This window comes from Proteocatella sphenisci DSM 23131 (assembly GCF_000423525.1).
Taxonomy (GTDB): Bacteria; Bacillota; Clostridia; order Peptostreptococcales; family Filifactoraceae; genus Proteocatella; species Proteocatella sphenisci.
Map to the genome: position 1 here is coordinate 130,211 of NZ_AUID01000001.1, position 26,484 is coordinate 156,694.

Here is a 26,484-nt window from a genome sequence, read left to right on the forward strand (position 1 = left end):
TAATAAGTTGAATTGTTTATTACTACTGTGATCTTTTTTGAGTGAGGACACTGGTTATTTCACCATATATGTCCGACGCATACTCATCCCAGTTTGCACATATTGATTTTGCAGTTTCTATTGTAGGAACTTCCAGGTTTAATGTTATGAAAGGTTTTCCTTTATTTATCAGCTGAAGCGTAACTTCTGCATTTCCAGTTTCATTATCTTTTTTGTATTCTGCCTTAATTTCTTTGTACCTGTTAAATTTGGGTAGATTTTCATCAAGATAATGCTCTATCTTTTTCTTATCTTGCCCAAGCATCCTGTTTTCAAAATAATTAAGTGCAGATTTCCCTCTTTCAGTCATCTCGTAGAATTCATTTCTCTCAACGACCTTTTTGTATATGAAATCTGATTTTTCAAGTTCAAACAGGTACTGCTGCAAAGGAAAATATTCCACTATATCTGTCTCTATAAGCGTTTGGGTTATATTTAAGTTTGAAAATGGTTCATCTATTTTATCAAGCAAATATAAAATATACAATTTGCTTTTTGTAAGTTCTTCATCTGTCTTTCCATACATAGAATATCCCTCACATCCTTTTAATTTTTCATAATATCTACTCACTAAACATACTTTAATATTATATCATAAAAAGAGCAAACATTACATTTGCTCTTTCATATTTTAAATATTTTTCATCTTATACAAGATTTATTTTCCCTCTGTAAACAAATCCTTTTTCAAGATCCACACTTATAAGTTCTCCACTGGTAATATTTTCAGTTATATTCTTTGCTCCAACTATAACTGGGATACCAAGGCTTACTCCTACAACTGCAGCATGACTTGTAAGACCGCTCTCTTCAACTACTATAGCCGATGCTCTTTGAACCTGGTCCATAAAATCTTTGTCTGTAAATTTACCAACAAATATATCCCCATCTTCAAATTTATCTTCAGGCGAATTTATTATTCTTGCAACACCCGAAATACTGCTGTTCCCAATTCCTATTCCTCTACCTACCACATCTGTAACCAGATGAACTTTTATAAGGTTTGTAGTACCTACTTCTCCAACAGGAACTCCTGCGGTTATTACTACAGTGTCTCCTGATTTTACAAAACCTTCTTTAAGCGAAAGTTCCACGGCCTGCTCAAACATGGCATCAGTGGAATGTACTGGACTACCAATTACAGTTACAACCCCCCACACAAGTGAAAGTTGTCTCATTACTCCTGGTGTATTTACTGCTGCTATTATAGGAGCCTGAGGCCTGTAGCTGGAAACCGATCTTGCCGTATATCCTGAACTTGTGGCAGTTATGATAGCATTAGCATTTATATCCACTGCAAGTGTACACGAAGCATGGCTTATAGCATTAGTTATAGACCAGTCTCTGAGTAAAAGTCTATTTTTTAAAATATTTATATAGTCTAGAGTATCTTCAATTCTTACTGCTATCCTTGCCATTGTTTCAATAGTTTCTATAGGATATTTTCCAGCTGCTGTTTCTCCAGAAAGCATTATGGCATCAGTTCCATCATAAATTGCATTTGCTACATCTGTAACTTCTGCTCTTGTAGGTCTTGGATTTCTTATCATGGAATCAAGCATTTGCGTCGCAGTAATTACTGGTTTTGCAAGGAAATTGCATTTTCTGATAATCATTTTCTGTACTATCGGAATTTCCTCAGTAGGGATTTCAACTCCAAGGTCTCCTCTTGCAACCATTATGCCGTCTGAAACCTTTAAAATTTCGTCTATATTGTCAACACCTTCCTGGTTTTCAATCTTAGATATTATCTGTATATGTTCGCCGTTATTTATCTCAAGTATTTCCCTTATAGCCATTACATCAGATGCTTTACGTACAAAAGAGGCAGCTACAAAGTCAATTCCATTTTTAATTCCAAATACAATATCCTCTCTGTCCTTTTGCGTTATAGCCGGAAGATTGATCACCACGCCCGGAACGTTTACGCCTTTATTATTCTTAACTACTCCTGCATTTTCAACTCTGCATATTATATCATTGCCAATTGTTTCTTCAACAACAAGACTTATAAGTCCATCGTCAATAAGAATTTTGTTTCCAGGCACAACATCATGTATCAGCTCTTTATAAGAAATTGTGCATCTATTTTGATCTCCCATAACCTCATCCATAGTTATTATGAATTTTTGGCCTTCTTCCAGATTTACCTCAGGAACTGAAAATAAACCCGTTCTTATTTCTGGACCTTTAGTATCCAGCAGTATTGCCACAGAAGGCTTTACTTCTTCACGAACTTTTTTTATAGTGTCTATCCTTGCCTGATGTTCAGCATGGTTTCCATGAGAAAAATTCAGTCTGCATACATTCATACCAGATGTCATAAGTTCTCTTATTACTTGTGGCGACTCACTTGCAGGTCCTATAGTGCAGACTATTTTAGTTTTTTTATTTGACATATTATAGTTCTCCTTGCCTTATAAATAATAAATTGTACCTTATATAGATAGAATTTTTGAAAGTTCGTGCATATCCTTATCAAAAACTCTTTTTTGTTTTAAAGCTTCATCAATGTCCATATCAAATATCTTATTTTCTTTTATACCTATAACCCTTGCTTTTTTACCAGAGATGAGACATTCTACAGCCATTGCACCCATTCTACTTGCCAGTATCCGGTCTAAGCTACTTGGTGAACCTCCACGCTGAATATGTCCAAGAATAGTAGTTCTGGTGTCCATTCCTGATTTTTCCGATATAAGGGCTCCGATAGTAGTGGCAGAGGCAGCTCCCTCTGCTACTACTATAATACTTTGCGTTTTCCCTCTTTGTTTACTATCTATAAGCTTTTTACATATTTCATCAATATCATATTCCACTTCAGGAACTATAATAGCTTCTGCTCCACCTCCAAGGCCCGCATAGAGTGCTATGTCTCCACAATTTCTTCCCATCACCTCAACTATACTAACTCTTTCATGAGAAGATGATGTATCTCTAAGCTTACTTATTGCATCAAGCGCTGTGTTGACAGCTGTATCAAAGCCTATAGAAAAATCAGTATATGCCAGGTCATTGTCTATAGTCCCTGGTATCCCTATAGCCGGAACCCCTTTTTCACTGAGTTTCTGCGCTCCTCTAAAGCTTCCGTCTCCTCCAATTACAACAAGGCCATCGATTTTATATACATTCAAAACATTAATAGCATCATTTTGACCCTCATCTGTCTTAAATTCAAGAGATCTTGCTGTCTTTAGAATAGTACCTCCTCGCTGAATAATATCACCTACGCTGGATACATTCATAGGGAACAAGTCTCCTTCCATAAGACCCTTGTATCCCCTCTGTACTCCATAAACTTCAATGTTATTGTATACGGAATATCTTACCACCGCTCGCACAGCAGCATTCATACCTGGCGCATCACCGCCACTTGTTAAAACAGCTATTCTCTTCATCAATACCTCCATCGGGATCGTTTTAGTTCCCTCATATACATTTTTTATCCCGCAAAAACTTCTTATTCCTATTATAATAAAATTCTGTTTTCTTGTCATTAGTTTTTAAGAAATAATTTATAAAATCATTTTAAAATAATATTTTCTTTTCCTATTAACAAGGATAATTCATCAATTGTATTGTCACTACAAGATATATATGAGTATTTATTAGATACAAAGCTCTTGTTTGACGAAGCGTCAAAGTACTTTACATTATTTGTACCCGGATTTTTCAAAACTACTTTCTCAATTTCTTTTACCACTGGATCCGCCATGCTTTTTACTCTTATATATAGGGTCTTATTGTCTTCATTGGATACAAGTGTATCAATCTTCATGGCAATTATCTTTGCGTCGTCATCTTCTTTGAGTTGCAGTCTTCCTTTTACCGTGACAACACTGTCTTTTTCCAGTGATAAAGTGCACGAGTTAAGAACTTTAGGGAAAACTATAACCTCTACAGTACCATATTCATCCTCAAGGGTTATAAAAAGCATCATTTCATTTCTTTTTGTAGTCTTGTAGGTTTTTTCAGATATCAAGCCTCCTACTATTACCATCGAATCATCTTCATATTGATACTGCTCATAATCTTCCTGCATTTCTTTAAACATGAGCGTGTTATGTGATGCAACTCTCTTTAGCTTGTCCGAATAGTCACTTAAGGGATGTCCACTAATATATAATCCTAGAACTTCCTTTTCCATAGCCAGTCTTTCTTTTGTTCCAAAATCTGCTGCATCAACCATATCAATTGTTGACTCGGTCTCATGGATACTGTCAAAAAGAGAAACCTGCCCATCTATGTTGTTTCTTCTTTCATTATTTGCACTGTCCCATATTTTTTCAAAATTCGCCATCAGGGTAGCTCTGTTTATATTAATAGAATCAAACGCTCCTGCCTTGAAAAGACTCTCTACAAGCCTTTTGTTGACATCTTGCCCAGAAACTCTTTTTACAAAATTTTGAAGAGAGGTAAATTCTCCATCTTTTGTTCTTTCTCTTACTATAGTTTCTACAGCATTTTCACCAACATTTTTAATTGCCGACATAGCAAATCTTATATTTCCATTCTCCACACTGAAAGTTTTTATACTTTTGTTGACATCGGGCGGAAGCACTTCTATACCAATATCATTACACTCTTTTATATATTGAACTACTTTATCTGTATTGCCCATGACACTTGTCATAAGAGCTGTCATAAATTCTACTTTATAATGTGCCTTCAGATACGATGTCTGATATGCAAGCACTGCGTAACATGCAGCATGACTTTTATTGAAAGCATATTTTGCAAAATCTATCATGTTATCATAGATCTTGTTAGCTGCTCCTGCGCTTATGCCATTTCTTACACAACCCGCTATTTCAATATTTCCATCTGCATCTAGTTTCCCATTTACAAAGTACTCGCGTTCTTCTTCCATTACATCCATCTTTTTCTTGCTCATGGCTTTTCTTACCAGGTCTGCTCTTGCATATGAATATCCACCGAGTTCTCTTACTACTTGCATAACCTGCTCCTGGTAAACAAGTATGCCATTTGTAACCTCGAGTATGGATCTGAGTTTTTCATGGAGATACTCTATCTGGTCTGGATTGTTTTTGTTTTTTATATATGCTGGTATAGATTCCATTGGGCCCGGTCTGTAAAGTGAAATCCCAGCTATTATTTCCTCAAAATCATCGGGCTTAAGCTCTTTCAAGAACTGTCTCATGCCGCCGCTCTCAAGCTGAAAAACGCCCAGAGTGTTAGCCGAGGAAAGATTTTCGTATACAAGCGGATCATCGTATTTCATTCCAGAAAAAACTATATCTTTGCCATGATTTAACTTTATCATCTTAACAGAATCCTGAATTACAGTAAGTGTCCTAAGCCCCAGAAAATCCATTTTCAAAAGACCAAGTTCTTCGAGCGTAGTCATAGGAAACTGTGTAGTTACAGAATTTTGATGCATATAAAGAGGTACATAGCTGTCTACGCTTTCCTTGGATATAACGACTCCAGCCGCGTGTGTCGATGCATGGCGAGGAAGGCCCTCCACGCTTTTTGATATATCTATCAGTTCTTTTATCTGAGGGCTTGAACTATAAAGCTTTCTTAGATTAGAATTTACCTCAAGGGCTTTTTCTATAGTCATTCCTATTGCAAAGGGAATCTCTTTGGCTACTTTATCTACCTCCTGATAGCTTACTCCAAGGACCCTTCCCACGTCGCGAATAGATGATCTTGCTCCCAAAGTTCCAAATGTTATTATTTGGGCTACGTGATCGTCATGATATTTCTGCTTTACATAATCAATTACCTGCTCTCTTTTTTCATAGCAGAAATCTATATCCACATCTGGCATAGAGATTCTGTCAGGATTAAGAAAACGCTCAAACAGAAGTGAGTATTCAATCGGATCCACATCTGTGATTTCAAGGGTGTATGCTACAATAGATCCCGCTGCGGAACCCCTTCCTGGACCAACCATTATGTCATTGCTCTTGGCATAATAAATAAAGTCCCATACTATAAGAAAGTATGCTACGTAACCCATTTTTTCTATGACTCCAAGTTCAAACTCAAGTCTGTCTAAAACTTCTTTTGAAGGATTTGTATATCTTTTCTTTAATCCTTTGTAACATAATTCTCTGAGAAATCCAGAAGGAGTTTTTCCATCTTCCACCTTATATTCAGGAAGATGAATTGTCTCAAAGTCAAAGTCAACTTTGCACCTGCCAGCTATCTTTACTGTATTTTCCAGTGCGCCGTCATAACCTTTAAAGAGATCTGCCATCTCATCTGGAGACTTGAGATAGAATTCATTAGTCTTAAACTCCATCCGGTGCTCATCTTGGAGAGTTTTTCCAGTCTGTATACACATGAGTATCTCATGTGTCTTCCAATCTTCTTTTGTAAGATAATGCACATCATTTGTTGCAACCATAGGGATTCCAGTTTCTCTGGAGAGTTTTTGTATATACATATTAACTCTCGCCTGCTCTGGGATATTATGATCTTGAAGCTCCATATAAAAATTATCTTTTCCAAATAAAGCTAAAAATCTCTGCGCTGCAGTTTTCGCCTCCTGATATTTCCCCTCCATAAGTCTTTGGGGAATTTCTCCCGCCAGACAAGCTGAAAGCCCTATAATCCCTTTGCTGTATTTTTCAAGTACTTCATAGTCAACTCTTGGTTTATAATAAAACCCTTCAACAAATCCTGCAGATACAATCTTTATGAGGTTTTGATAACCTTCATTGTTTTCTGCAAGAAGCACAAGGTGATAAGATTTTTTATCTATATTTTCTCTGTCATATCTACCCCTGAATGAAACGTATACCTCGCAACCAATTATAGGGTTTATACCACTGCTCTTTGCTTTTTTATAAAAATCTACAACCCCAAACATTACCCCATGATCCGTTATGGCCACAGAATCCATTCCCAGCTCTTTTACTTTATCCATAAGATTATCTATTTTGGAAAATCCATCCAAAAGACTGTACTGCGTGTGAAGATGAAGATGACAAAATTTGCTCATTTTAATTCTACTTTCCTTTTACTAAAAATTTTTCCAAATTAACAAAGCATCATTACTTATTATTATATCATAAAGACGCAAAAAGGACTGAGAACAAATGTTTCTCAATCCTTTTTTTACCTTATTTTTATCTTTTATTTATATGTTTGTATAGCTTTAAAATCGTATCTTCTGAAGTTTCAGGGGTGTCTTTGAGTTTAAATTCCATATTCATAGAGTCATATTTAGAAATGCAGAGCTTTCTAAATCCTAAAAGTTCAACTTTTTCAACATTTTCATATCTGTCTGCAATATCATTTAATTTTTTTATTGATAAATGGTCATCATTAATACCAGGGACAATAACCTGTCTTAACCACACTGGTATTTTACAAACCTTTGTCAATTCCAAAAAATGCAGCACTTTTTCCAGGCTTCCACCAGTAAGGTTTTTGTAGTTTTCTTCACTTGCAAACTTTACATCGCATATAACAAGGTCCGTTAAACTAAACAGCTGCCTTAGTGATTCTTCATCCTCGCATCCCATACCGGATGTATCAAGCGCTGTGTGTATATTGTTTTCTTTGCAGATTCGGAAAATTTCCTTAACGAATTCCACCTGAAGAAGTGCCTCTCCTCCTGATACGGTTACTCCACCATTTTTACCAAAGTAATTTTTATATTTTTTGATTTTGCTGTAAAGCTCGTTTGCTGTCATTTCAATTCCGCCCTGAATACTCCAGGTTTCAGGATTATGACAGTAAACGCAACGCAGGGGGCAACCTTGAAGAAAAACCACAAATCTTATGCCCGGTCCATCCACAGCGCCAAGGCTTTGAAATGAACTAACTCTCCCCTTTGTGTCTCCATTGCCTGAATTGTTTTTCATACAAACCTCCATGCTTTGATAAATTCCACTAAACTCTTTCGTGGAAGGTTCTTTTTATTACCTCGATCTGTTGGTCTTTGCTTAGCTTTACGAAATTGACTGCATATCCAGAAACTCTTATTGTAAGATTTGGGTATAAATGCGGGTTTTTGTATGCTTCTACAAGCTTTTCTCTTTCAAGAACATTTACATTTATGTGATGTGCATTTTGTGCAAAATATCCATCTATTATACTGCTTAGATTTTCCCTGCTCTCTGCTTCAGTTTTTCCAAGAGCCTGAGGCACTATAGAAAACGTGCATGAAATCCCATCTTGACATGATTCATAAGGTATCTTTGCTACAGAATTCAGTGATGCCAGAGCTCCTTGTGTTTCTCTGTTGTGCATGGGATTGGCTCCAGGAGCAAATGCTTCTCCTTTTTTTCTTCCATCTGGTGTAGAACCTGTTTTTTTCCCATACACTACATTAGAAGTTATAGTAAGAACTGACAGAGTATGTTTTGAGTTTCTGTATGTCGGATTTTTCTTTAATGACTCATGAAATTTTACTATCTGATCTACTGCAATCTGGTCTACTCTGTCATCATCATTTCCGTATGTTGGGAAGTCGCCTTCCACTTCAAAATCTATGATTATTCCATTTTCGTCTCTTAGAGGTTTTACCTTTGCAAATTTTATGGCTGAAAGTGAATCTGCCAGCACCGAAAGTCCTGCCACCCCAAAAGCCATAAGTCTTTCAACATCTGTATCATGAAGCGCCATCTGAAGTTTTTCATATGCATATTTGTCATGCATATAATGTATTATATTCATTGTGTTCACATAAAGCTTTGCAAGCCAGTCTCTGTAGAAATCAAGTTTTTCTATGACCCTATCATATTCCAGGTATTTCCCTTCATATTTTTCTCCTTGTGGCCCCACTTGCATTCCTGTATTTTCGTCTATTCCTCCATTTAAAGCAACAAGAAGAAGTTTTGCAAGATTTGCTCTTGCTCCAAAAAATTGCATCTGTTTGCCTACCTTCATTGCAGATACGCAGCAAGCAATAGCATAGTCATCTCCAAACTCAGGCCTCATTAAATCATCATTTTCATACTGGATAGAATCTGTATCAATTGAAACTTTTGTGCAGAATCTCTTAAAGCCGTCTGGAAGATCTTGTGCCCATAAAACAGTAAGATTGGGCTCTGGAGATGGGCCTAGATTATAAAGGGTATTTAGTACCCTGAATGAGTTTTTTGTAACCATGGATTTTCCCTGTATTGTCATTCCACCAATACATTCAGTTATCCACATAGGGTCTCCTCCAAAGAGCTCATTATAATCTTTAGTTCTAAGATGCCTTGCCATTCTCAGCTTCATTACAAAATCATCCATTATCTCCTGAGCCTGTGATTCATCAATTGCCCCAAGAGCAATATCTCTTTCTATATATATATCAAGGAATGTGCTGGTTCTTCCCAGTGACATGGCTGCCCCATTTTGTTCTTTTATCGCTCCCAGATAGGCAAAATAAAGCCACTGGACTGCTTCTCTTGAGTTATGTGCCGGTTTTGAAATATCATATCCGTAAGAAAAAGCCATTTCCTTAAGTTTTTTCAAAAAAGCTATCTGCTGATATAGTTCTTCCAGACTTCTTATTGAATCCACATCCATTACCTTTTCTCCGACATTCTTCTTATCTATTTCTTTCTCTTCTATGAGTATGTCTACCCCATAAAGAGCCACTCTTCGATAATCTCCTATTATCCTTCCTCTTCCATACGCATCAGGTAACCCAGTTATTATTCCAGATTTTCTGACTATTTTCATTTCGTCAGTATATGCCCTAAAAACTCCATCGTTATGAGTTGTTCTGAAACTGAATTCCTTTTCTACTTTATCAGAAAGCTCGTATCCATATTCCTTGCATGCCGATCTGGTCATCTTTATTCCACCAAAAGGATTTACCGCTCTTTTTAAAGGTCTGTCTGTCTGCAGCCCTACTATTATTTCATTTTCTTTGTCCAGATATCCTGGCTTAAAATGAGTAAGAGAAGCCACCGTATTCACGTCAATATCAAGCACTCCCCCAAACTGCTTTTCGATTTCAAAAAGTCCATTTAGTTTTTTCATCATATCGTCAGTTCTTTTACTTGCATTTTTAAGAAAACTTTCATCTCCATCATATGCTTTGTAATTATTTAATATAAAATCACTCACATTAATCTCATTATTCCAAACTGATTTTTTAAATCCTTCCCACTGCATGAATTTCATATTCAGTCCTCCTTATATTTAAAACAAAAAAGACAGCTCCATCAGGAACTGCCTTGAGTTAGTTAGTTTATTCTTGCATCAACCATACCGGGCAGTATCTAGAGTGTTGCCCAGGCGGTCGGCTGTTATTTATCGATATCTCACGTGGTTTAATCCACTTATCCGCCAGAAATATCAATACAAGATTATTATATATCTATAATCGATCTAAGTCAATAGCACAAATAGAAAAAATTTTTAGATTACAGATCAAGGTTTACAATAGTTCTCCCTTTTAATTTCCCATCAAGAATTTTGTCTATCTTGTCATTTAGCTCCATAATGCCTATCTCTTGAATATTTTCGTTTAAGCTATCTGGCTTCCATAATTCTGACAGCTTATCCCATACTTTTACTCTTTCATCCATTGGGCATTGAACAGAATCTACTCCGAGCAACGAAACTCCTCTTAGTATAAACGGATATACAGTAGTTAAAAGTTCATGTGAAGCCACATTCCCGCAACAAGTTACACAACCACCATATTTTGTAGATTTTATAGCAGTTGCAAGTATATTTCCTCCTACCGTATCAATTACGCCTGCCCATCTTCCTTTTACCAAAGGTCTTCCTGATTGGTCATCCAGCTCTTCTCTAAGAATGATATCCTTAGCTCCTAATTTTAACAACATGTCCTTAGACTCCGGCTTGCCTGTTGCGGCAATAACACTATAGCCCAGTTTATGGAGAATAGAAACAGCTACACTTCCAACTCCACCTGTAGCACCGGTTATCAGTATTTCACCATCAGCAGGTTTAATATTGCAGCTTAATAGTTTACTTATAGAAAGCGCTGCTGTAAATCCTGCAGTACCGTATATCATACTTTCTTTTAGTGAAAGGTTTTCAGGTAATTTAACAACCCATTCCCCTGGTACACTAATATACTGACTAAAACCGCCAGCTGTATTCATACCCAGATCATACCCCGTTACAAGCACATGATCTCCTGCTTTAAAATTTGCATTCTTGCTTTCCATAACTACTCCCGCGGCATCTATACCGGGGGTATGAGGATAAACTTTTGTTACCCCCCTGTTGCCTGTAGCTGAAAGAGCATCTTTATAATTTAAAGACGAGTATTTTACGTTTATTAAAACTTCATTTGATGGCAAATCAGAAATATTCCTGGTCACAATATCTCTGGAAAACTTTCCGTCATCAAGTTCACTGACTAACATAGATTTATAATTAGTTATCATAATTAATTCATCCTTTCTACAATTCAATATTCTACCAACTAATGGTTTTGCGTCAAACTAATTGTAGCACAGCAATAGTTTTGTGTCAAACCATATTGCAATTTTTTATTTATTGATATATACTGTTTTAAATGGAGGTTGGATAAAATAATGAATGATAAATATATAGTTTATTTTATAAGTAGAACTAAACAAAAAATGATTCAATTTATTGAACAAAAATTAGAAGAAAATGGAGTATATGACCTGATAACTTCGCATGGCAATATTCTCACAGCCCTGTATGAAAATAATGGGAAATTGACAATGAGCCAAATTGCAAAAAAAATAGGTAAAGATAAGTCAACAGTAACACCTTTAATAACCAAGCTGTTTCAGCTTGGTTATATAGACAAACTTAAAAATGATGATGATAAAAGAATCACTTATATAACTATCACGGATAAGGGTAGGCAGTTGGAATCCACGTTTAATTCTATCACATCACAGGTTCATGAAACCGCTTATAAAAATTTCACTCCAGAAGAAAAGCAAATTTTCCTAGAATTGTTAAAAAAGCTGAACATGAACTTTACTAAACTGTAATACAAAATACTAATTCAGGTTGATATTTTTCAATAATCAATTTTCATTTGATATATAACAGGTAAAATTAATTAAGAGCTATCTAGGTCATTCAACTGTTTCTTTGTATTGATATGGGGTAAATAATTATTATAAATAAATTTGAGAGATTTCAGACATTTTTATAATAATATTTTTGGAGGTATATTATGTTTAATAAAATATTGATAAAAATAAAAAAGAGTATATGGATTTATCCTATTTTGTACAGCGCAATATCATTAATCGCGGCTATTTTCATAATAATTATAGATTCGAGGTTTTTTTAAATTTAGAGAATTACCTGCCTCAGGTTCTATTCACAAGTGTTGATTTAGCAAAAACTATATTAGCCACTATAGCTGGTTCTCTTCTCAGCATGACTACTTTCACTTTTTCAATTACCATGGTAGTCTTGACTATGTATTCTTCACAATTTTCATTAAGGACACTTGAAAACTTTCTTAGTGACAAGACAACCATGAAAATTCTTGGGGTTTTTATGGGAGGATTCGTATATTCCATATCTTCTCTGCTTTTCATGAGGGCTGCTATTTCTGAATACATGGTAATTTCAGCCACCATAGGGGTTATATACGCTATAACCTGCCTTGCATATTTTGCTATATTTATACACCATGTAGCTTCTTTGATACAGGTAGAAAATCTAGTTGACCGTCTTTATTCAAGTTCGATTGAAGGTATTAATAGCTATAAGGAACTCTTAAAGGACAAATCATTTAAAGATGATTTAAATCTTAAGGATTATAATTTTATTTTTGAAATTATAAATGATAAGGTCGGATACATACAACTTGTAGATCATTTTAGGCTACAGGTGATTGCAAAAGAAATATCTGCTACTATTATTTTTGAAAAACTTATAGGACAATTTCTAGTAAAGGATACGGTTGTTTTTTTTATATGTTCAAAAGATAAAATTACTATCGATGAAGAATTATCGAATAAATTATTGGATTGCTTAACAATAGGGAAATATCGAAGTGAACTTCAAGATTTTAATTTCCCAATTCAAAAAATAGTCGAAATATCTTTAAGGGCCATATCACCAGGGATAAACGATCCAAATACGTCTAATCACTGCATAAGAATGTTAGGGGTTTTAATAGGGCTCATATCTGATTTTGAAAAAGGATATGTAATACTTAAGGTTGATCAAGAAAATTCAGAGTTTATATTTAAAGCAATTGATTTTGAAAAAGAACTTTATTTTACTTTCTATCAGATTGTCACCTACGCAAAACACGACGTTTCTGCACTTTTATCAATTTTTACAGCCTTGGGATATGTGATGAAAAATGCGACAGATCAAAATCGCGATGTCATAACCTCTTTTTCTGACTATGTCTGGGATCATATTGATAGAAGCTTGAAAAAAGGTTTGGATTATCATATATTAAAACATGAAAAAGAAGCTATAATTTGCAAATATATCCCTTAATATCTAAACAGGTGAAAGTAACAATTTTAAAAAGCACCAGATCCAAATAGGAACTGATGCTTTTTAAAAAAAATTTATAATATTTTATAGAAATTACATCTTTTCAGGTTCTGGGTACTCTACATCAAATGTTTCAACAGTAACCGCTTCCATTATTTCGTCCACTTTTGGCTTATCTCCAAAACCAGTCTTGATTTTTTCTATGTCCATAGCAATTTCAAGTCCTTCAACCATCTTTCCAAATCCCGCATACTGTCCGTCCAGATGAGGGCTGTTTGAGGTCATCAGAAAAAACTGTGATCCTGCAGAGTTTGGAGCCATTGTTCTCGCCATAGATATAACACCTGGTTCATGAATTAAGTCGTTTTTATGACCATTAGATGAGAACTCACCCTTGATTGAATATCCTGGGCCACCGGCACCAGTTCCTTGAGGGTCTCCACCTTGTATCATAAATCCTTTAATTACTCTGTGAAACTTGAGCCCATCATAATATCCTTTTTTTACAAGTGATATAAAGTTATTTACTGTATTAGGCGCAATCTCAGGATATAATTCTATCTTAATATCTCCTCTGTCTTTGATTTTCATCGTTACTATTGGATTTGACATATTTTATTCTCCTTTTAAATTCATTTTTTTATTTACATTAATCATTTTAACATCATTTTCTTACTTTGTATAGAACATGGTATTGATTTATAGTCTATGATACATTTCGTTTAGCAGTGTACGAACTTTACCAATCATATAGAGTGATCCTGCATATACTACAACCTCATCTTCTGATGCAGTTTTTTGTGCATAGTTTACAGCCTCTTTAATTTGAGGGATTTCAATTATCTCTAAAACTGTATCACTTTTATTTATCTTGGAAATTAAATCATGTACTTCTTTTACATTAGCCGCCCTTGGACTTTCAGGTTCAGTGATTATTACTTTTTGAACACATGGAACAAGAATTTCTGCCACTGAATAGATGTCTTTATCTGAAAGCATTCCAAAAACAAGATTTATTTTTTTCCCTTTGAGATATCTCTCTATAGCTTCTCTTAGAATGCCTGCTCCATCTGGATTGTGTGCTCCATCAATTATAGTCATTGGATTTTCAGTTATTATCTCCATCCTGCCTGGCCACCTGGTGTCTCGTATTGACCCGTATAGCGCCTCTGTATCAATCTGAGATATTTTACCAGACATTTCCAGAATCCTAATAACACTAAGAGCAACCGCCAGATTTTTAGCCTGATGACGCCCAGGGAGCCTTATTTCTATACCTGAGTACAGATGCCCCATCTCTTCAATATTCACGGTCTGACCATGTATGTTTTCTGATATATATTCTATATTATCATTTTGGGTTATATAAAGATCCGATTTTCTTAGATTGCAGATTTCCGATATCACAAGTTCCACTTCTTTTGATTGCTGGTACAGGACAACAGGGATATTTTCTTTTATTATACCAGCTTTTTCAAATGCAATCTCAGCAAGAGTTTCACCGAGATATTGTGTATGATCCATACCAATTGAAGTTATAGCACTTATTACAGGAGTGCATACATTTGTCGCATCCAACCTTCCTCCAAGCCCAACCTCAATCACTGCAAAATCCACATTTTTTTCACTGAAATAAAGATAAGCTGTAGCCGTTATTATTTCAAATTCTGTAGGATGCTCAAATCCAGAATCAAGGATTTTATCAATCGCTTTTTTTACTGTGCTTATACTCTGTGCAAGCTCCTCATCTGATATATTAGAATTATTGATTCTAATTCTTTCATTAAATTCTTCAAGATAGGGAGAAGTGTAAAGTCCTACATTGTAACCTTGATAAACCAGCATATTATTTATATAAGAACATGTAGATCCTTTTCCATTTGTACCTGCCACATGTATTATCTCAAGGTTATTCTGTGGATTTCCTAAAATTTCAAGTAAATTCTTAACATTCTCAAGCCCTAACCTGGAACCAAATTTGCCTGTATTTTCAATATAATTTAACGCCTGTCTATAATCCATATCCGCCTCTTAATTATATTAATATTTTACTTTTAAGAGTTTCAGCCCTTGTGATGGAACCATAACTCCAGCATCTTCTCTTGATCCATTTTTTAATATTTCCTGCACTGAATTGATGTCTCTGCTTCCTGTTCCAACTTCAAGAAGAGTACCTGCAATTATTCTTACCATGTTTTGCAAAAATCCATTTCCCTCTATCTCAATCACAACTTCTCCATAATTATCTTGATAAATTACTATATCATATATTTTTCTCACTGTAGATTTCGTTTTAGATTTAAGGTTTGTAAATCCAGAGAAATCTCTTTCTCCAACCAGGAGTTCTGCTGCTTTTTTCATTTTCTCTACATTTGGCACATCGTTTATATGATATGCATATTTTCTTGTAAATACGTTGCGATTTCTGTCTGAAGATATCCTGTACTGATACGTTTTTGAATATACATTGTATCTTGAATGGAATCTGTCTGATACTTCAGATATTTCTTTTACATATATATCTTCTGGCAGATATTTATCAAAATGATTAAGCATACCTTTTTCGTCTATTTTATCATCTGTATTAAAATTTGCTGTGTAATTTTCGCTATGAACTCCTGCGTCGGTTCTTCCACATCCAACAAGCGAAACATCATGGCCGACATAAGTCTTAATTACAGACTCAAGTTTGCCCTGAATAGTACTTTCGTTTTCTTTTGTTCCTGTTTGTTTTTGAAATCCCTTATATCTTCCGCCATCATATTGTAATACTATTTTATAATTCATTTTCACTCTTTTCCCATACAAAAAGCAGCTCTGTCTCCTGTGTATTTTGATCAAATTGCCTGTATTGAAACTTAAAACCTTGCCTGGTAAGAAAACCCTGGGCATTTTTGTTTTTTTCGTATACAGATATAAATAATTTATCATGTTTTTCTTTTACGCAGTTCAGCAGCTGAACACCAATACCTTTGTTTTGAAAAGGCATTTCTACAAATATTGCACCAATAGTACTTTCTTCAATTATAGATATAAAACCTACAACCCCTCCATCCATAGTGTAAACATAACTTTCACTGTTTAGTATATAATTTGATCTCATATTTTCAATAGCTTCATGCCAATAATTTTCATTAACAAAATCATGAGCTTCCACTATCGTCTCTATCCATACCTGCATAACGGCCGCAGTATCTTTAATCTCAAATTTTCTTATCATATAACTCACCATTCTTTTATATAACTCACCATTCTTTTATATAACTCAAAAAAATATACTCTGATTAATCACAATATGAAATTTTTATACATCAACGACTGTTGCATTCTCCATCGCCTCTGAAACCAGTCTCTCCACGTCAAGCGCTTCTTCAGCCTTATATATCTTTTCAAGTTTTGGCTTTGTGGCAGGTCTTTTTGGTAGAAATACTGTGCAGCAGTCTTCTTCTGGAATTATTGATGTTTCAAACGTGTCAATATTTCTTGCAATCTTTATTATATCTTCTTTGTCAAATGATATAAGAGGTCTGATAACTGGCATGGATTTTACAACATCATTGGTTGCAGTCAATCCTTCAATAGTCTGAGATGCCACCTGCCCTATACTTTCTCCAGTTACAAGCGCCCCACATCCTGTCTGCTGGGCTATCAGCTCTGCTATTCTCATCATAAATCTTCTTGAAAGTATGGTCATTAGCTCTTCAGGACATTTTTCAGCAATTTCCTTCTGAATAGGAAGAAGGTTAACCATATGGATTTTTATGTTGCCTGTATATAGAGATACTATCTTTGCAAGTTGCTCTACTTTTTGTGCCGATTTTTCGCTTGTGAAAGGAAAACTGTGGAAATGTACAGCTTCAATTTCAAGTCCTCTTTTTGAGGCCATATAAGTCGCTACTGGGGAATCTATACCTCCAGAAAGCAGGGTTGCTACCTTACCGTTTATTCCTACTGGCAATCCACCCACGCCATCAATTTTTCGAGCATAGACAATGTTTACGTTGTCTCTAAACTCTGCATACACTGTAAGCTCTGGTTTAAATACGTCAACTGCTATAACATCAGGGTTTTGAGAAAGAATATAGCCCGCTATGTCTTTTGTCATTTCAGGAGATGTCATATGAAAAGACTTGTTTTGTCTCTTAACATCCATTTTAAATGTCTTGTATTCTCCATTTTCAATTGCATCCTCAAAAACTTTAAGACAAATTTCCTTGAGGTTATCATATCCTTTTTCAGTTTTTATAGCAGGACTAAGGGTCACTACGCCAAAAACATTCTTCACTTTGTCAATGACCTGATCCATGATTTCAGGATCTGCATCGACATATATTCTCCCCTCTCCCTTGTATACTTTATAACCTTGCATTCCATAAAGTGCCTTCTTTATGTTCGTCATGAGCTTTTTCTCAAATACTGGCCTATTTTCGCCTTTTATTGCCACTTCACCATTTCTGATTATTATGGTATTAAACATTTTATCTCCTTCCAAATTTTGTTATCATCCTTATATCTTCAACTGCAGCTCTAAGCTCCTGTATACACAAATCAATTTCTTCTTTTGTATTGAGTGAAGAAAGCGAAAATCTAATTGCACCTTCTATTTCATTTTCTTTTAATCCGATGGATCTCAGTACGTGAGATCCTTTCTTTTTAGATGAGCAGGCTGAACCTGTAGAAACATATATGCCCTTACTTTCCAGAGTGTGCAGCAGTATTTCCGCCTTAGCACCAATAAAGGATACATTGAGTATGTGACATACTCCGTTCTCAGGAGAATTAATCTTTATATTTTCTATATTGTCTGTTATTGACTTCTTCAAATAATTCTTTAGCTCATTTATATATTGTGTGTTTTTAGTAAAGTCTCTGTCATTTATTTCCACAGCTTTTCCAAGCGCAAAGATCCCCGGTGTATTCTCTGTACCACAGCGATATCCTTTTTCCTGCCCACCACCTAAAAACATAGGATTAAGGCGGGAGGTGTCCCTTGCATAAAGAACTCCACTACCTTTGATTCCATGTATTTTATGTCCAGATACACTTAGATAATCAGCCCTTGATTTATCGACGTCAACTTTCAGTTTCATATAGGACTGAACGGCATCTATGTGAATGGCTGTAGCCGGATTTTTTTTCTTAACTTCATTTCCAAGTTTGTTTATATCAATAATATTACCCGTCTCATTATTTACATGCATTACACTTAGCAAAGCCGTTTGAGGAGTAATAGCTTCAACTATGCGATCCACCTCTATTATCCCATTTTCAGGTTTTATATAAGTTACCGTGTAACCTTCACGCTCATATTTTTTTATAAGATTAAGTGTAGCATCATGCTCATACTCAGTCGTAACAATGTGTTTTCCTCTTGAGTTTCGAATAGAAGAATTTATTGCAGTATTTATAGACTCGGTTCCACCAGATGTGAATATTATATTTTTAGACTTTGTATTTATTGTCCCTGCTATATTTTCTCTGATATCTTCCATTTTTTTTGAAACTGCTATAGCTTTATCATAAATTGACGATGGATTGTAAAACATGTTATTTATCGCAGAGTTTACTGCCTCTGCAACTTCTGTATATGGTTTTGTTGTTGCACTGTTATCAAAATATATTTCTTTCATCCTAACTCCAATATCCCTTAAAATTTAATAAAAAACAAAATATGCCTTTAATATAATATATAATTATATCACTTTATATTCATTACTACAAAAAGTAATTGTATATTTCATAATTTTATCATACAATATTTTGTGTGTCATTTTTAAAATTGAAATTTTTCAATTTTGTAAATCTTATTATTGGAGGCTAATTATACTTATGAAAAAACCTAAAGTGGCAATTATATTTACCGGCGGAACTATATCTATGACTATAGATGAAAAAATCGGGGCAGCCATTCCCTCCCTTTCAGGAGATCAGATACTCTCAATGGTAACAAATATAGACAAGCTTGCTGATATAGAACCCATTGAATACTGCGAAATTCCGGGACCACATGTTAATTTTGAAATGCTTTTTGAAATAAGAAAGATAGTCCTTGAACTTTCACAAAGAGAAGATATAACTGGGGTCATAATAACTCACGGAACAGATACACTTGCAGAAAGTGCATATTTCCTGGATCTCACCCTTAATATTAAAAAACCTGTAATTGTTGTAGGAGCTATGAGAAACAGCTCAGAACTTGGATATGATGGCTCATCCAATCTTGCCGCAGCAGTATGTACTGCAATTTCTCCAAATGCAGTGGGAAAAGGCGTCCTTGTCGTATTAAACAACGAGGTAAATACCGCCAGGGAAGTTACAAAAACCAATACCATGTCACTAAACACTTTCCAGTCAAATTATGGGCCTATAGGCATAATAGATACCAATGAATTTATAATCCACCGAAATATTGCTGTTCACGATTTTATCGAAACAGAAAAAATCGAAAAAAATGTTGTATTGATAAAATCATGTATGGATATGGGACCTGAAATCCTCGATTTCTGTATTGAAAAAGGATCTAAGGGCATAGTAATCGAAGCTATGGGTAGGGGTAATCTTCCACCTGATCTTGTCCCTTCAATTAAAAATGCAATTTCCAAAAATATAGTTGTTGTAATTGTTTCCAGATGCCCTTCTGGAAGAGTAATGTCAAGTTACGGATATCCTGGTGGAGGGAAAAATCTTCGTGATCTGGGGGTTATATTTGGTGGTGAACTTTCCGGAGAAAAAGCAAGAATCAGATTAATGTTGGCTCTTGGTGCCACCTCTGATATGGAATTCATTCAAAATATGTTTGAAAAAAATTACATCTAAAAAAATAAAAAACTGGAATAAACCAGTTTTTTTTATTGCTTATTTATCTATCTTCATTTGTAACTGCAAAAACGTAGGGTATATTTCTATAGTAATCTCCATAATTAAGCCCATATCCAACTACAAACTTGTCTTCTATAGAAAACCCTATATAATCTGCTTCCAGGTCCACCTGTCTTCTGTCAGGTTTATCTAAAAGTACACAACTTTTTATACTGGCTGGAGATTTTTTCATAATATGTTCCGTAACATATTTCATAGTAATTCCTGAATCAGTAATATCATCTACAACAAGAACGTCTACACCTTCCAGATTGTCCTGAATATCCATACTCACAGATACACTTCCACTTGATGTTTCTGAATGTCCATAGCTTGAGGTTATCATAAATGCAACTTTTAGTGGTATGCTCATCTTTCTTACAAGATCGGCGGTAAAAATAAAGCTTCCTTTGAGCAAAGACACAACCAGTAAATTCTTACCTTCGTAAGCCTTACTTATCTCTTCTGCAAGTTCACTTATCCTGTCTTTAATCTCCTCTTCTGAACAAAGCACTTCCCAGACCTTACTCTCTATATCCATTTTTTTCTCGCTTTCTTTACCAATATTAGTATTCCTGTTTATAGACAATTTTAAATAAAATACCTGGAAATGTCAATAATCAAATGTGTTTATTAGCTGAATGTCCTAATCCTAAAAATTCGAATCTTGTTTCAATCAATAATATTGCAACAAATACAGTAATGCATCCAAGTGCCATTTGTATGTTAAACAGTTCGCCTTCAAAAACAACCGCAACCAAGGTTCCAATTACTGATTCTAATGAAAGAATAAGTGATGCATGTGTTGCCGGAGTATATTTTTGACATATATTCTGAAGAAGAAATGCAAGCAGAGTAGACCCAAGTATCATATATGCTATAGAAATAGTTGCCTCTGATCCTAGTTTTGTGGGCATAGGTTCCATAATAAGAGCTGAGCCCAGAGAAAGAACAGCCGTTACTGCAAACTGGACTATTGTAAGAGCAATAGGATCTTTATCTTTTGCAAAAAAACCAATAGATACTATATGACATGCAAAAAATACAGCGCACATAAGAGTCCACATATCACCAACGTTAAGATGCAATCCATCTTTTAGAGTGATTAAACCTATCCCTGCCGTTGCAAGAGCTGCCCCAATGAATGCAAATTTGTCTGGTGCTTTTTTGTATATCATCCATACAAGGAAAGGAACAAAAATAACATTGGTAGCAGTTAAGAAAGCCTGATTTGAAATACTGGTGAACTGTAATCCTATAGTCTGCGCTGCAAAAGCAATATAAAGAAATATTCCAATTATAAATCCCGCTTTTATATCATCTTTATTTATTTTTTTAAAATTTTTAAAAAACACTATGCTCATTATGATTGTAGCACCTACAAATCTCATAGCCATCATCCAAAGCGGAGTTATATAATCCAGTCCTCTTTTTGTAAAAAGAAATCCCAAACCCCAAAGTAAAGCGACCATAAGTAATCCCAGATCTGCAAGCAATACTTGTTTTTTTGTCTTATCCATAATTATTCTCCTATGTAGTAAAATGCATGAAATATTTCATGCACTTTAAAAGTAACACTATATCTTACGCATTGTACATATGTTCAACTTGTGTTTGAACTTCATCATCTTCAAGATATTCATCAAATTCCATCAATTTGTCCATTACTCCTCCTGGAGTTATCTCAATTACTCTGTTAGCAATAGAACTTATAAACTGATGGTCATGAGATGAGAACATCATACATCCATTAAATCTCATAAGGCCTTCATTTAGGGCTGTGATGGACTCAAGATCTAAATGGTTTGTAGGATCATCCATTACAAGTACATTTGAATTCGCTATCATCATCCTTGAAAGCATACATCTTACTTTTTCTCCTCCTGAAAGAACCGAAGCCGATTTTAAAACTTCTTCTCCTGAAAACAACATCCTTCCAAGGAATCCTCTTATAAAAGTTTCTGTCTTATCAGTTGAATACTGTCTTAGCCAATCTACAAGATTTGAATCTATTCCTTCAAAATATTTTGTATTATCTTTTGGAAGATATGATACCGAAGTAGTAACTCCCCACTTAAAAGTACCACTGTCTGGCTCTTCTTCTCCAGTAATTATTTTGAACAGCATGGTTACCGCTTGCTCATTTTTGCTCATAAAAACTACTTTATCGTCTTTTGAAAGTCTAAAAGTTATATTATCAAGTATCTTGACTCCGTTTACAGTCTTTGTTATTCCATCTACTTCCAGAAGTTCATTTCCGACTTCTCTTTCAGGTGTAAACCCTACAAAAGGATAACGCCTTGAACTTGGTCTTATATCTTCAAAAGTAAGCTTTTCAAGCTGTTTTTTTCTTGATGTAGCCTGCTTTGCCTTGGAGGCATTAGAGCTGAATCTAGCTATGAAATCCTGAAGCTCTTTTGCTTTTTCATGAACTTTTTTATTTTGATCCTTCATAAGCTTTCCTGCCAGCTGACTTGATTCATACCAAAAATCATAGTTTCCAACATAAAGCTGTATCTTGCTGAAATCCACGTCACACATATGTGTACATACTTTATTAAGAAAGTGTCTGTCGTGTGATACTATTATTACAGTTGACTCTTCAAGGTTCATAAGGAAGTTCTCAAGCCACATTATAGATTTAAAATCAAGGTGGTTTGTAGGCTCATCCAGAAGCAGTATTTCAGGTTTTCCAAAAAGTGCCTGAGCAAGCAATACCTTGACTTTATCTCCACCCTTTAGCTCTTTTACCTGCTTATCGTGTAAATCCTTGGATATTCCAAGCCCCATAAGAAGAGATGCCGCATTTGATTCAGATTCCCAGCCATCCAGCTCTGCAAACTCTGCTTCAAGTTCTGCCGCCTTCATTCCATCTTCATCTGTAAATTCTTCTTTAGAATAAATTGCATCCTTTTCCAACGCTATCTGATGAAGTCTTTCGTGACCCATTATTACTGTATTTAAGACAATTTCATCATCGAACTGGAAGTGATCCTGCTTTAATACAGCCATTCTCTTTCCTGATTCGATTGTTACACTTCCCTCATTTGATTCTATCTCACCAGAAAGAATTTTTAGGAAAGTAGATTTTCCAGCACCATTGGCTCCGATTACTCCATAGCAGTTTCCGTCTGTAAACTTAAGGTTTACATCCTTGAAAAGCTGTCTGTCACCAAATCTGAGTCCAACTCCTGTTACATTTATCATTATATTACCCCTCACTTTTATATTATTAAATTATTTTACGCATACTATTATATTGTACTATATATTGTAATAAAAATACAGTTATTTTAACATAAATATTTTGATAATTGACATGTAAACCATTTACTTGTAAAATTTCATTACAGAGCACTCTGTAAATAAATAATTTATTTTATAGTAAGGGGAAATTATGAATATTTATAAAAAACTATCCGCAAATCTTATCACAGTTACTATCTTCCTGATTGCTTCCTCGGTTTATTTTGGATTCAGCCTTATACTTAGCTTTGCCACGGCTATACTCTATTCATTTATAGTCCTCCAGCGAAATGAATTCGATATCAGATTACTACTTACCCAATCACTTGACTCTGTATTAAAATACATACCTCTTTACATTACTATCTTCCTTATAGGCGCCACCGTCTCCATGTGGCTTTCATCTGGCGTCATAGCGTCTATGATTTATTATGGATTTAATTATGTCAGAGGAATAAACTTCCTTTTCTTCAGCTTTATAATAATAACGATGTGTTCTGTCTTTATGGGAACAGCTGTTGGAACGTTCAGTACTATAGGACTTATACTTTACAGCATAGGCTCTGCTATAGGAATACCTCCTCATATAATGATGGGTACTATTGTTTCAGGAGCATTTATAGCCGACAAGATTTCTCCACTTTCAGGACTTATGAATATAGTTTTAAAAGTCACAGAAACAAACTATAACAAGACCTTCAAATCTATGATGTATACCCTTATACCGTCTATGTTGCTTACTCTGACATTTTATCTTGTAGTCGGAAACAAATACATAGTGGGTGATAACATGAGTGACTTTGTAATACTTCAAGGCGCACTGAAAAGCTCATATATTATCTCGCCATGGCTGCTCCTGTTTCCCATATTTATAATTTTAATGTCCTCCCGGGGAATCAATTCTCTTTTCACAGTAGGCAGTGGGGTCTTAATTGGCTCATTCCTTACAATTTTTGTACAGGGATACTCTGATGTCACTACACTTGGCTTTCTTGTAAATGGCTTCGTACTCAATTCAGACAACACCTATCTTAGTTCCATACTTCATGGGGGAGGTGTTGCAGGTATGATTGAAGTCATAGCAATAGTTGTAAGCGCAATATTTCTAGTAAGTATCTTTGAGAAAAGTGGGATAATTAATTATATAATAGGAAATTATATAAAAAACATAAAGAACCCATCTGAACTTATCATGAAAACTGCCATTCTAAGTGGGTGCCTCACAATACTTACCTGTGATCAGACAGTAGGAATAGTGCTTCCTGGAACATTTCTGAAAGAAAAATACGAAAATTTTGGAATCGATTCAAGTGTCCTTGCCCGTACTATTTCTGACAGTGGCATAATTATTGCCCCCATAATCCCCTGGAATATAAATTTTATAATAATAACAAGCATAATCTCCACCGGCTTATCTTTCATACCTTATGCTGTGTTTTGTTTTATATGCCCTTTAGTTACGATAATTTCTTCTTTCTTCATAAAAAAGAAATCATATAATCCATAATTCTCTATTTTTCTCTGTATTTTTCCATTGCATTGATAAAGTTAAGTGATATTTTATAATCGCTGCAAAAATGTGTATGCAGATATGTTCCAAGGGTATTTCCTATGCAATACCCGCCTCCCCAGCGCTTTATATCGCCGTTTGACATTTCTTTGAACATATCATAAGCATTATCCATTTCAGATTCAAACACTGAATAGTGAAACTCGTGCCCTTTCACAATTTGATCTTTGTCTGATATGGTCGTTTGCATGTTGGACTTTCCACTGCAATATCCAAATCTTTGGAGTTTGCTTTGCATTTTACTTGTGCCTCTAAATATTCCCGTCATCTTGTATGAGTTCGCATTCATATCTTCAACTCTTTCTCCAAGATACATCAGTCCTCCACACTCAGCATATATGGGCATGCCTTCCAGTGATTTTTGCTTGATATTCTCAAGAATGCCCTTATTCATTGAAAGCTCTGAGGCAAACACCTCAGGGAAACCTCCTCCTATATAGATACCATCACACTCTGGAAGCTGTTTATCTTCAAGAGGGCTGAATTTTACCAGTTCCACTCCCATTTCTTCTAAAAGATCCAGGTTGTCCTGATAATAAAAATTAAATGCTTTGTCATAAGCTATTGCAAGTTTTACATTGGTTATATTTCTTATTTCATCTCTTCTTGCGCTGTCAAATTCATTCTTATCTCCTTCTGCTATCTTAAGAATCTTATCTATGTCCAAATACTCTTCAAGTTTTCCAGCCACATAATCCAGTTTATCATCCAGCTCGTCTATTTCAAAACTTGGGGTTAATCCAAGATGCCTTGATGACAAACTGAAGTTTTCATCTCTTGGTATTCTTCCTACAACTGGGACTCCAGCATACTTCATTATCGATTCTTTAAGGAGTGTATAATGACTTTGGGAATTTACATTGTTTACTATTACCCCTGCAATATTTACTTCTTTATCAATGTTTTTAAATCCATATACAATAGCTGCCGCCGATGCAGCCATAGCACGTGCATCTATAACCAGAATTACAGGACAAGATAAGATTTTTGATATGTTCGCACTACTGCAATAATCAAGGGATGATCCGTAGCCATCATAAAAACCCATAACCCCTTCAATTATTGATATATCCTTGTCTTGTGAATTTTTTCCAAATATATATTTGATTTCTTCTAGGGGCAGCATAAATTCATCCAGGTTCCTCGACTTATACCCGCTGGATTTAGTGTGATATTCTGTATCAATATAATCAGGTCCTACTTTAAAGGGCTGAACTTTCATATTTCTCTTCTTTAAGGCTCTCATAAGTCCACAGCTCACAGTCGTCTTTCCTGTTGAACTGCTAACTGCTGCAATCATTAGTTTTTTCATATGCTTTATTCCTCCATCTATAATTCCATTTAATCTTATTATTTTATATATA

Annotated in this window: 21 protein-coding genes and 1 riboswitch; of the genes, 4 read left to right on the top strand and 17 right to left on the bottom strand. The window is 35.1% G+C overall.

Features of this window, described 5'->3' with window-relative positions:
* Positions 1–22: 22 nt before the first annotated feature.
* The 7 genes from G558_RS0100610 to G558_RS0100640 all read right to left on the bottom strand — a co-directional run bounded on the left by G558_RS0100610 (position 23) and on the right by G558_RS0100640 (position 11,381).
* Entirely contained in the window at positions 23–565 is a 543-nt protein-coding gene (locus G558_RS0100610; protein WP_028828421.1) for a DUF4364 family protein, read from the bottom strand.
* Between the two features lie 121 nt (positions 566–686).
* A complete protein-coding gene (pyk, locus tag G558_RS0100615; RefSeq protein WP_028828422.1) occupies positions 687–2,438 on the bottom strand; it encodes a pyruvate kinase in 1,752 nt (583 codons plus the stop codon).
* Between the two features lie 39 nt (positions 2,439–2,477).
* Complete coding sequence (gene pfkA, locus G558_RS0100620) at positions 2,478–3,437, bottom strand: 6-phosphofructokinase (protein ID WP_028828423.1); 960 nt, start codon at positions 3,435–3,437, stop codon at positions 2,478–2,480.
* Positions 3,438–3,562: 125 nt separating this feature from the next.
* Positions 3,563–7,012: a DNA polymerase III subunit alpha gene (locus tag G558_RS0100625; protein ID WP_028828424.1), complete on the bottom strand. Its 3,450-nt coding sequence runs from the start codon at positions 7,010–7,012 to the stop codon at positions 3,563–3,565.
* Between the two features lie 127 nt (positions 7,013–7,139).
* Entirely contained in the window at positions 7,140–7,880 is a 741-nt protein-coding gene (gene pflA, locus G558_RS0100630; RefSeq protein ID WP_028828425.1) for a pyruvate formate-lyase-activating protein, read from the bottom strand.
* Between the two features lie 28 nt (positions 7,881–7,908).
* Positions 7,909–10,140, bottom strand: coding sequence for a formate C-acetyltransferase (gene pflB / locus G558_RS0100635; protein WP_028828426.1), 2,232 nt, complete (start codon positions 10,138–10,140; stop codon positions 7,909–7,911).
* Between the two features lie 101 nt (positions 10,141–10,241).
* Positions 10,242–10,323, bottom strand: a riboswitch (ZMP/ZTP riboswitch).
* A gap of 59 nt (positions 10,324–10,382) precedes the next feature.
* Complete coding sequence (locus G558_RS0100640; protein ID WP_207636186.1) at positions 10,383–11,381, bottom strand: YhdH/YhfP family quinone oxidoreductase; 999 nt, start codon at positions 11,379–11,381, stop codon at positions 10,383–10,385.
* A 150-nt stretch (positions 11,382–11,531) separates the two neighbouring features.
* On the opposite strand from G558_RS0100640, the gene G558_RS0100645 reads away from it, so the two are divergent.
* The gene (locus tag G558_RS0100645; RefSeq protein ID WP_028828428.1) at positions 11,532–11,966 is read left to right on the top strand and encodes a MarR family winged helix-turn-helix transcriptional regulator; all 435 of its coding nucleotides are present in this window, start codon (positions 11,532–11,534) and stop codon (positions 11,964–11,966) included.
* A 226-nt stretch (positions 11,967–12,192) separates the two neighbouring features.
* On the top strand, positions 12,193–13,446 hold the full coding sequence (locus tag G558_RS0100660; protein ID WP_071604433.1) for a DUF2254 domain-containing protein: 1,254 nt from the start codon (positions 12,193–12,195) through the stop codon (positions 13,444–13,446).
* 93 nt (positions 13,447–13,539) lie between these two features.
* Here the strand turns inward: G558_RS0100660 and G558_RS0100665 are convergent, their stop codons facing one another.
* From G558_RS0100665 to G558_RS0100690, 6 genes are all read right to left on the bottom strand, one after another.
* Entirely contained in the window at positions 13,540–14,058 is a 519-nt protein-coding gene (locus G558_RS0100665) for a peptidylprolyl isomerase (protein WP_028828431.1), read from the bottom strand.
* A gap of 87 nt (positions 14,059–14,145) precedes the next feature.
* Positions 14,146–15,468, bottom strand: coding sequence for a bifunctional folylpolyglutamate synthase/dihydrofolate synthase (locus tag G558_RS0100670; RefSeq protein WP_028828432.1), 1,323 nt, complete (start codon positions 15,466–15,468; stop codon positions 14,146–14,148).
* Positions 15,469–15,486: 18 nt separating this feature from the next.
* Complete coding sequence (gene truA, locus G558_RS0100675; protein ID WP_036931299.1) at positions 15,487–16,233, bottom strand: tRNA pseudouridine(38-40) synthase TruA; 747 nt, start codon at positions 16,231–16,233, stop codon at positions 15,487–15,489.
* Positions 16,223–16,666 carry an N-acetyltransferase gene (locus G558_RS0100680; protein ID WP_028828434.1) on the bottom strand — a complete coding sequence of 148 codons (444 nt, stop codon included), beginning with the start codon at positions 16,664–16,666 and terminating at the stop codon, positions 16,223–16,225. The genes truA and G558_RS0100680 overlap by 11 nt, the downstream gene beginning before the upstream one ends.
* 84 nt (positions 16,667–16,750) lie before the next feature.
* Positions 16,751–17,923: a tRNA uracil 4-sulfurtransferase ThiI gene (thiI, locus tag G558_RS0100685; RefSeq protein WP_028828435.1), complete on the bottom strand. Its 1,173-nt coding sequence runs from the start codon at positions 17,921–17,923 to the stop codon at positions 16,751–16,753.
* A gap of 1 nt (position 17,924) precedes the next feature.
* The gene (locus G558_RS0100690) at positions 17,925–19,076 is read right to left on the bottom strand and encodes a cysteine desulfurase family protein (RefSeq protein ID WP_036931301.1); all 1,152 of its coding nucleotides are present in this window, start codon (positions 19,074–19,076) and stop codon (positions 17,925–17,927) included.
* 199 nt (positions 19,077–19,275) lie between these two features.
* Here G558_RS0100690 and G558_RS0100695 point away from each other — a divergent pair, with 199 nt between their 5' ends.
* Positions 19,276–20,262 (top strand): asparaginase, encoded by a 987-nt coding sequence (locus G558_RS0100695; protein WP_028828437.1) that lies wholly within the window; start codon positions 19,276–19,278, stop codon positions 20,260–20,262.
* A gap of 43 nt (positions 20,263–20,305) precedes the next feature.
* On the opposite strand, the gene hpt is transcribed toward G558_RS0100695, so the two are convergent.
* The 3 genes from hpt to G558_RS0100710 form a co-directional block, all read right to left on the bottom strand.
* Complete coding sequence (hpt, locus tag G558_RS0100700) at positions 20,306–20,845, bottom strand: hypoxanthine phosphoribosyltransferase (protein WP_028828438.1); 540 nt, start codon at positions 20,843–20,845, stop codon at positions 20,306–20,308.
* 79 nt (positions 20,846–20,924) lie between these two features.
* Entirely contained in the window at positions 20,925–21,824 is a 900-nt protein-coding gene (locus tag G558_RS0100705) for a DMT family transporter (RefSeq protein WP_036931303.1), read from the bottom strand.
* 64 nt (positions 21,825–21,888) lie between these two features.
* On the bottom strand, positions 21,889–23,511 hold the full coding sequence (locus G558_RS0100710) for an ABC-F family ATP-binding cassette domain-containing protein (RefSeq protein WP_028828440.1): 1,623 nt from the start codon (positions 23,509–23,511) through the stop codon (positions 21,889–21,891).
* A 190-nt stretch (positions 23,512–23,701) separates the two neighbouring features.
* On the opposite strand from G558_RS0100710, the gene G558_RS0100715 reads away from it, so the two are divergent.
* Positions 23,702–25,057, top strand: coding sequence for a Na+/H+ antiporter NhaC family protein (locus G558_RS0100715; protein ID WP_028828441.1), 1,356 nt, complete (start codon positions 23,702–23,704; stop codon positions 25,055–25,057).
* Positions 25,058–25,061: 4 nt separating this feature from the next.
* On the opposite strand, the gene G558_RS0100720 is transcribed toward G558_RS0100715, so the two are convergent.
* Positions 25,062–26,432, bottom strand: coding sequence for a cobyrinate a,c-diamide synthase (locus G558_RS0100720; RefSeq protein ID WP_028828442.1), 1,371 nt, complete (start codon positions 26,430–26,432; stop codon positions 25,062–25,064).
* Positions 26,433–26,484: the final 52 nt, after the last annotated feature.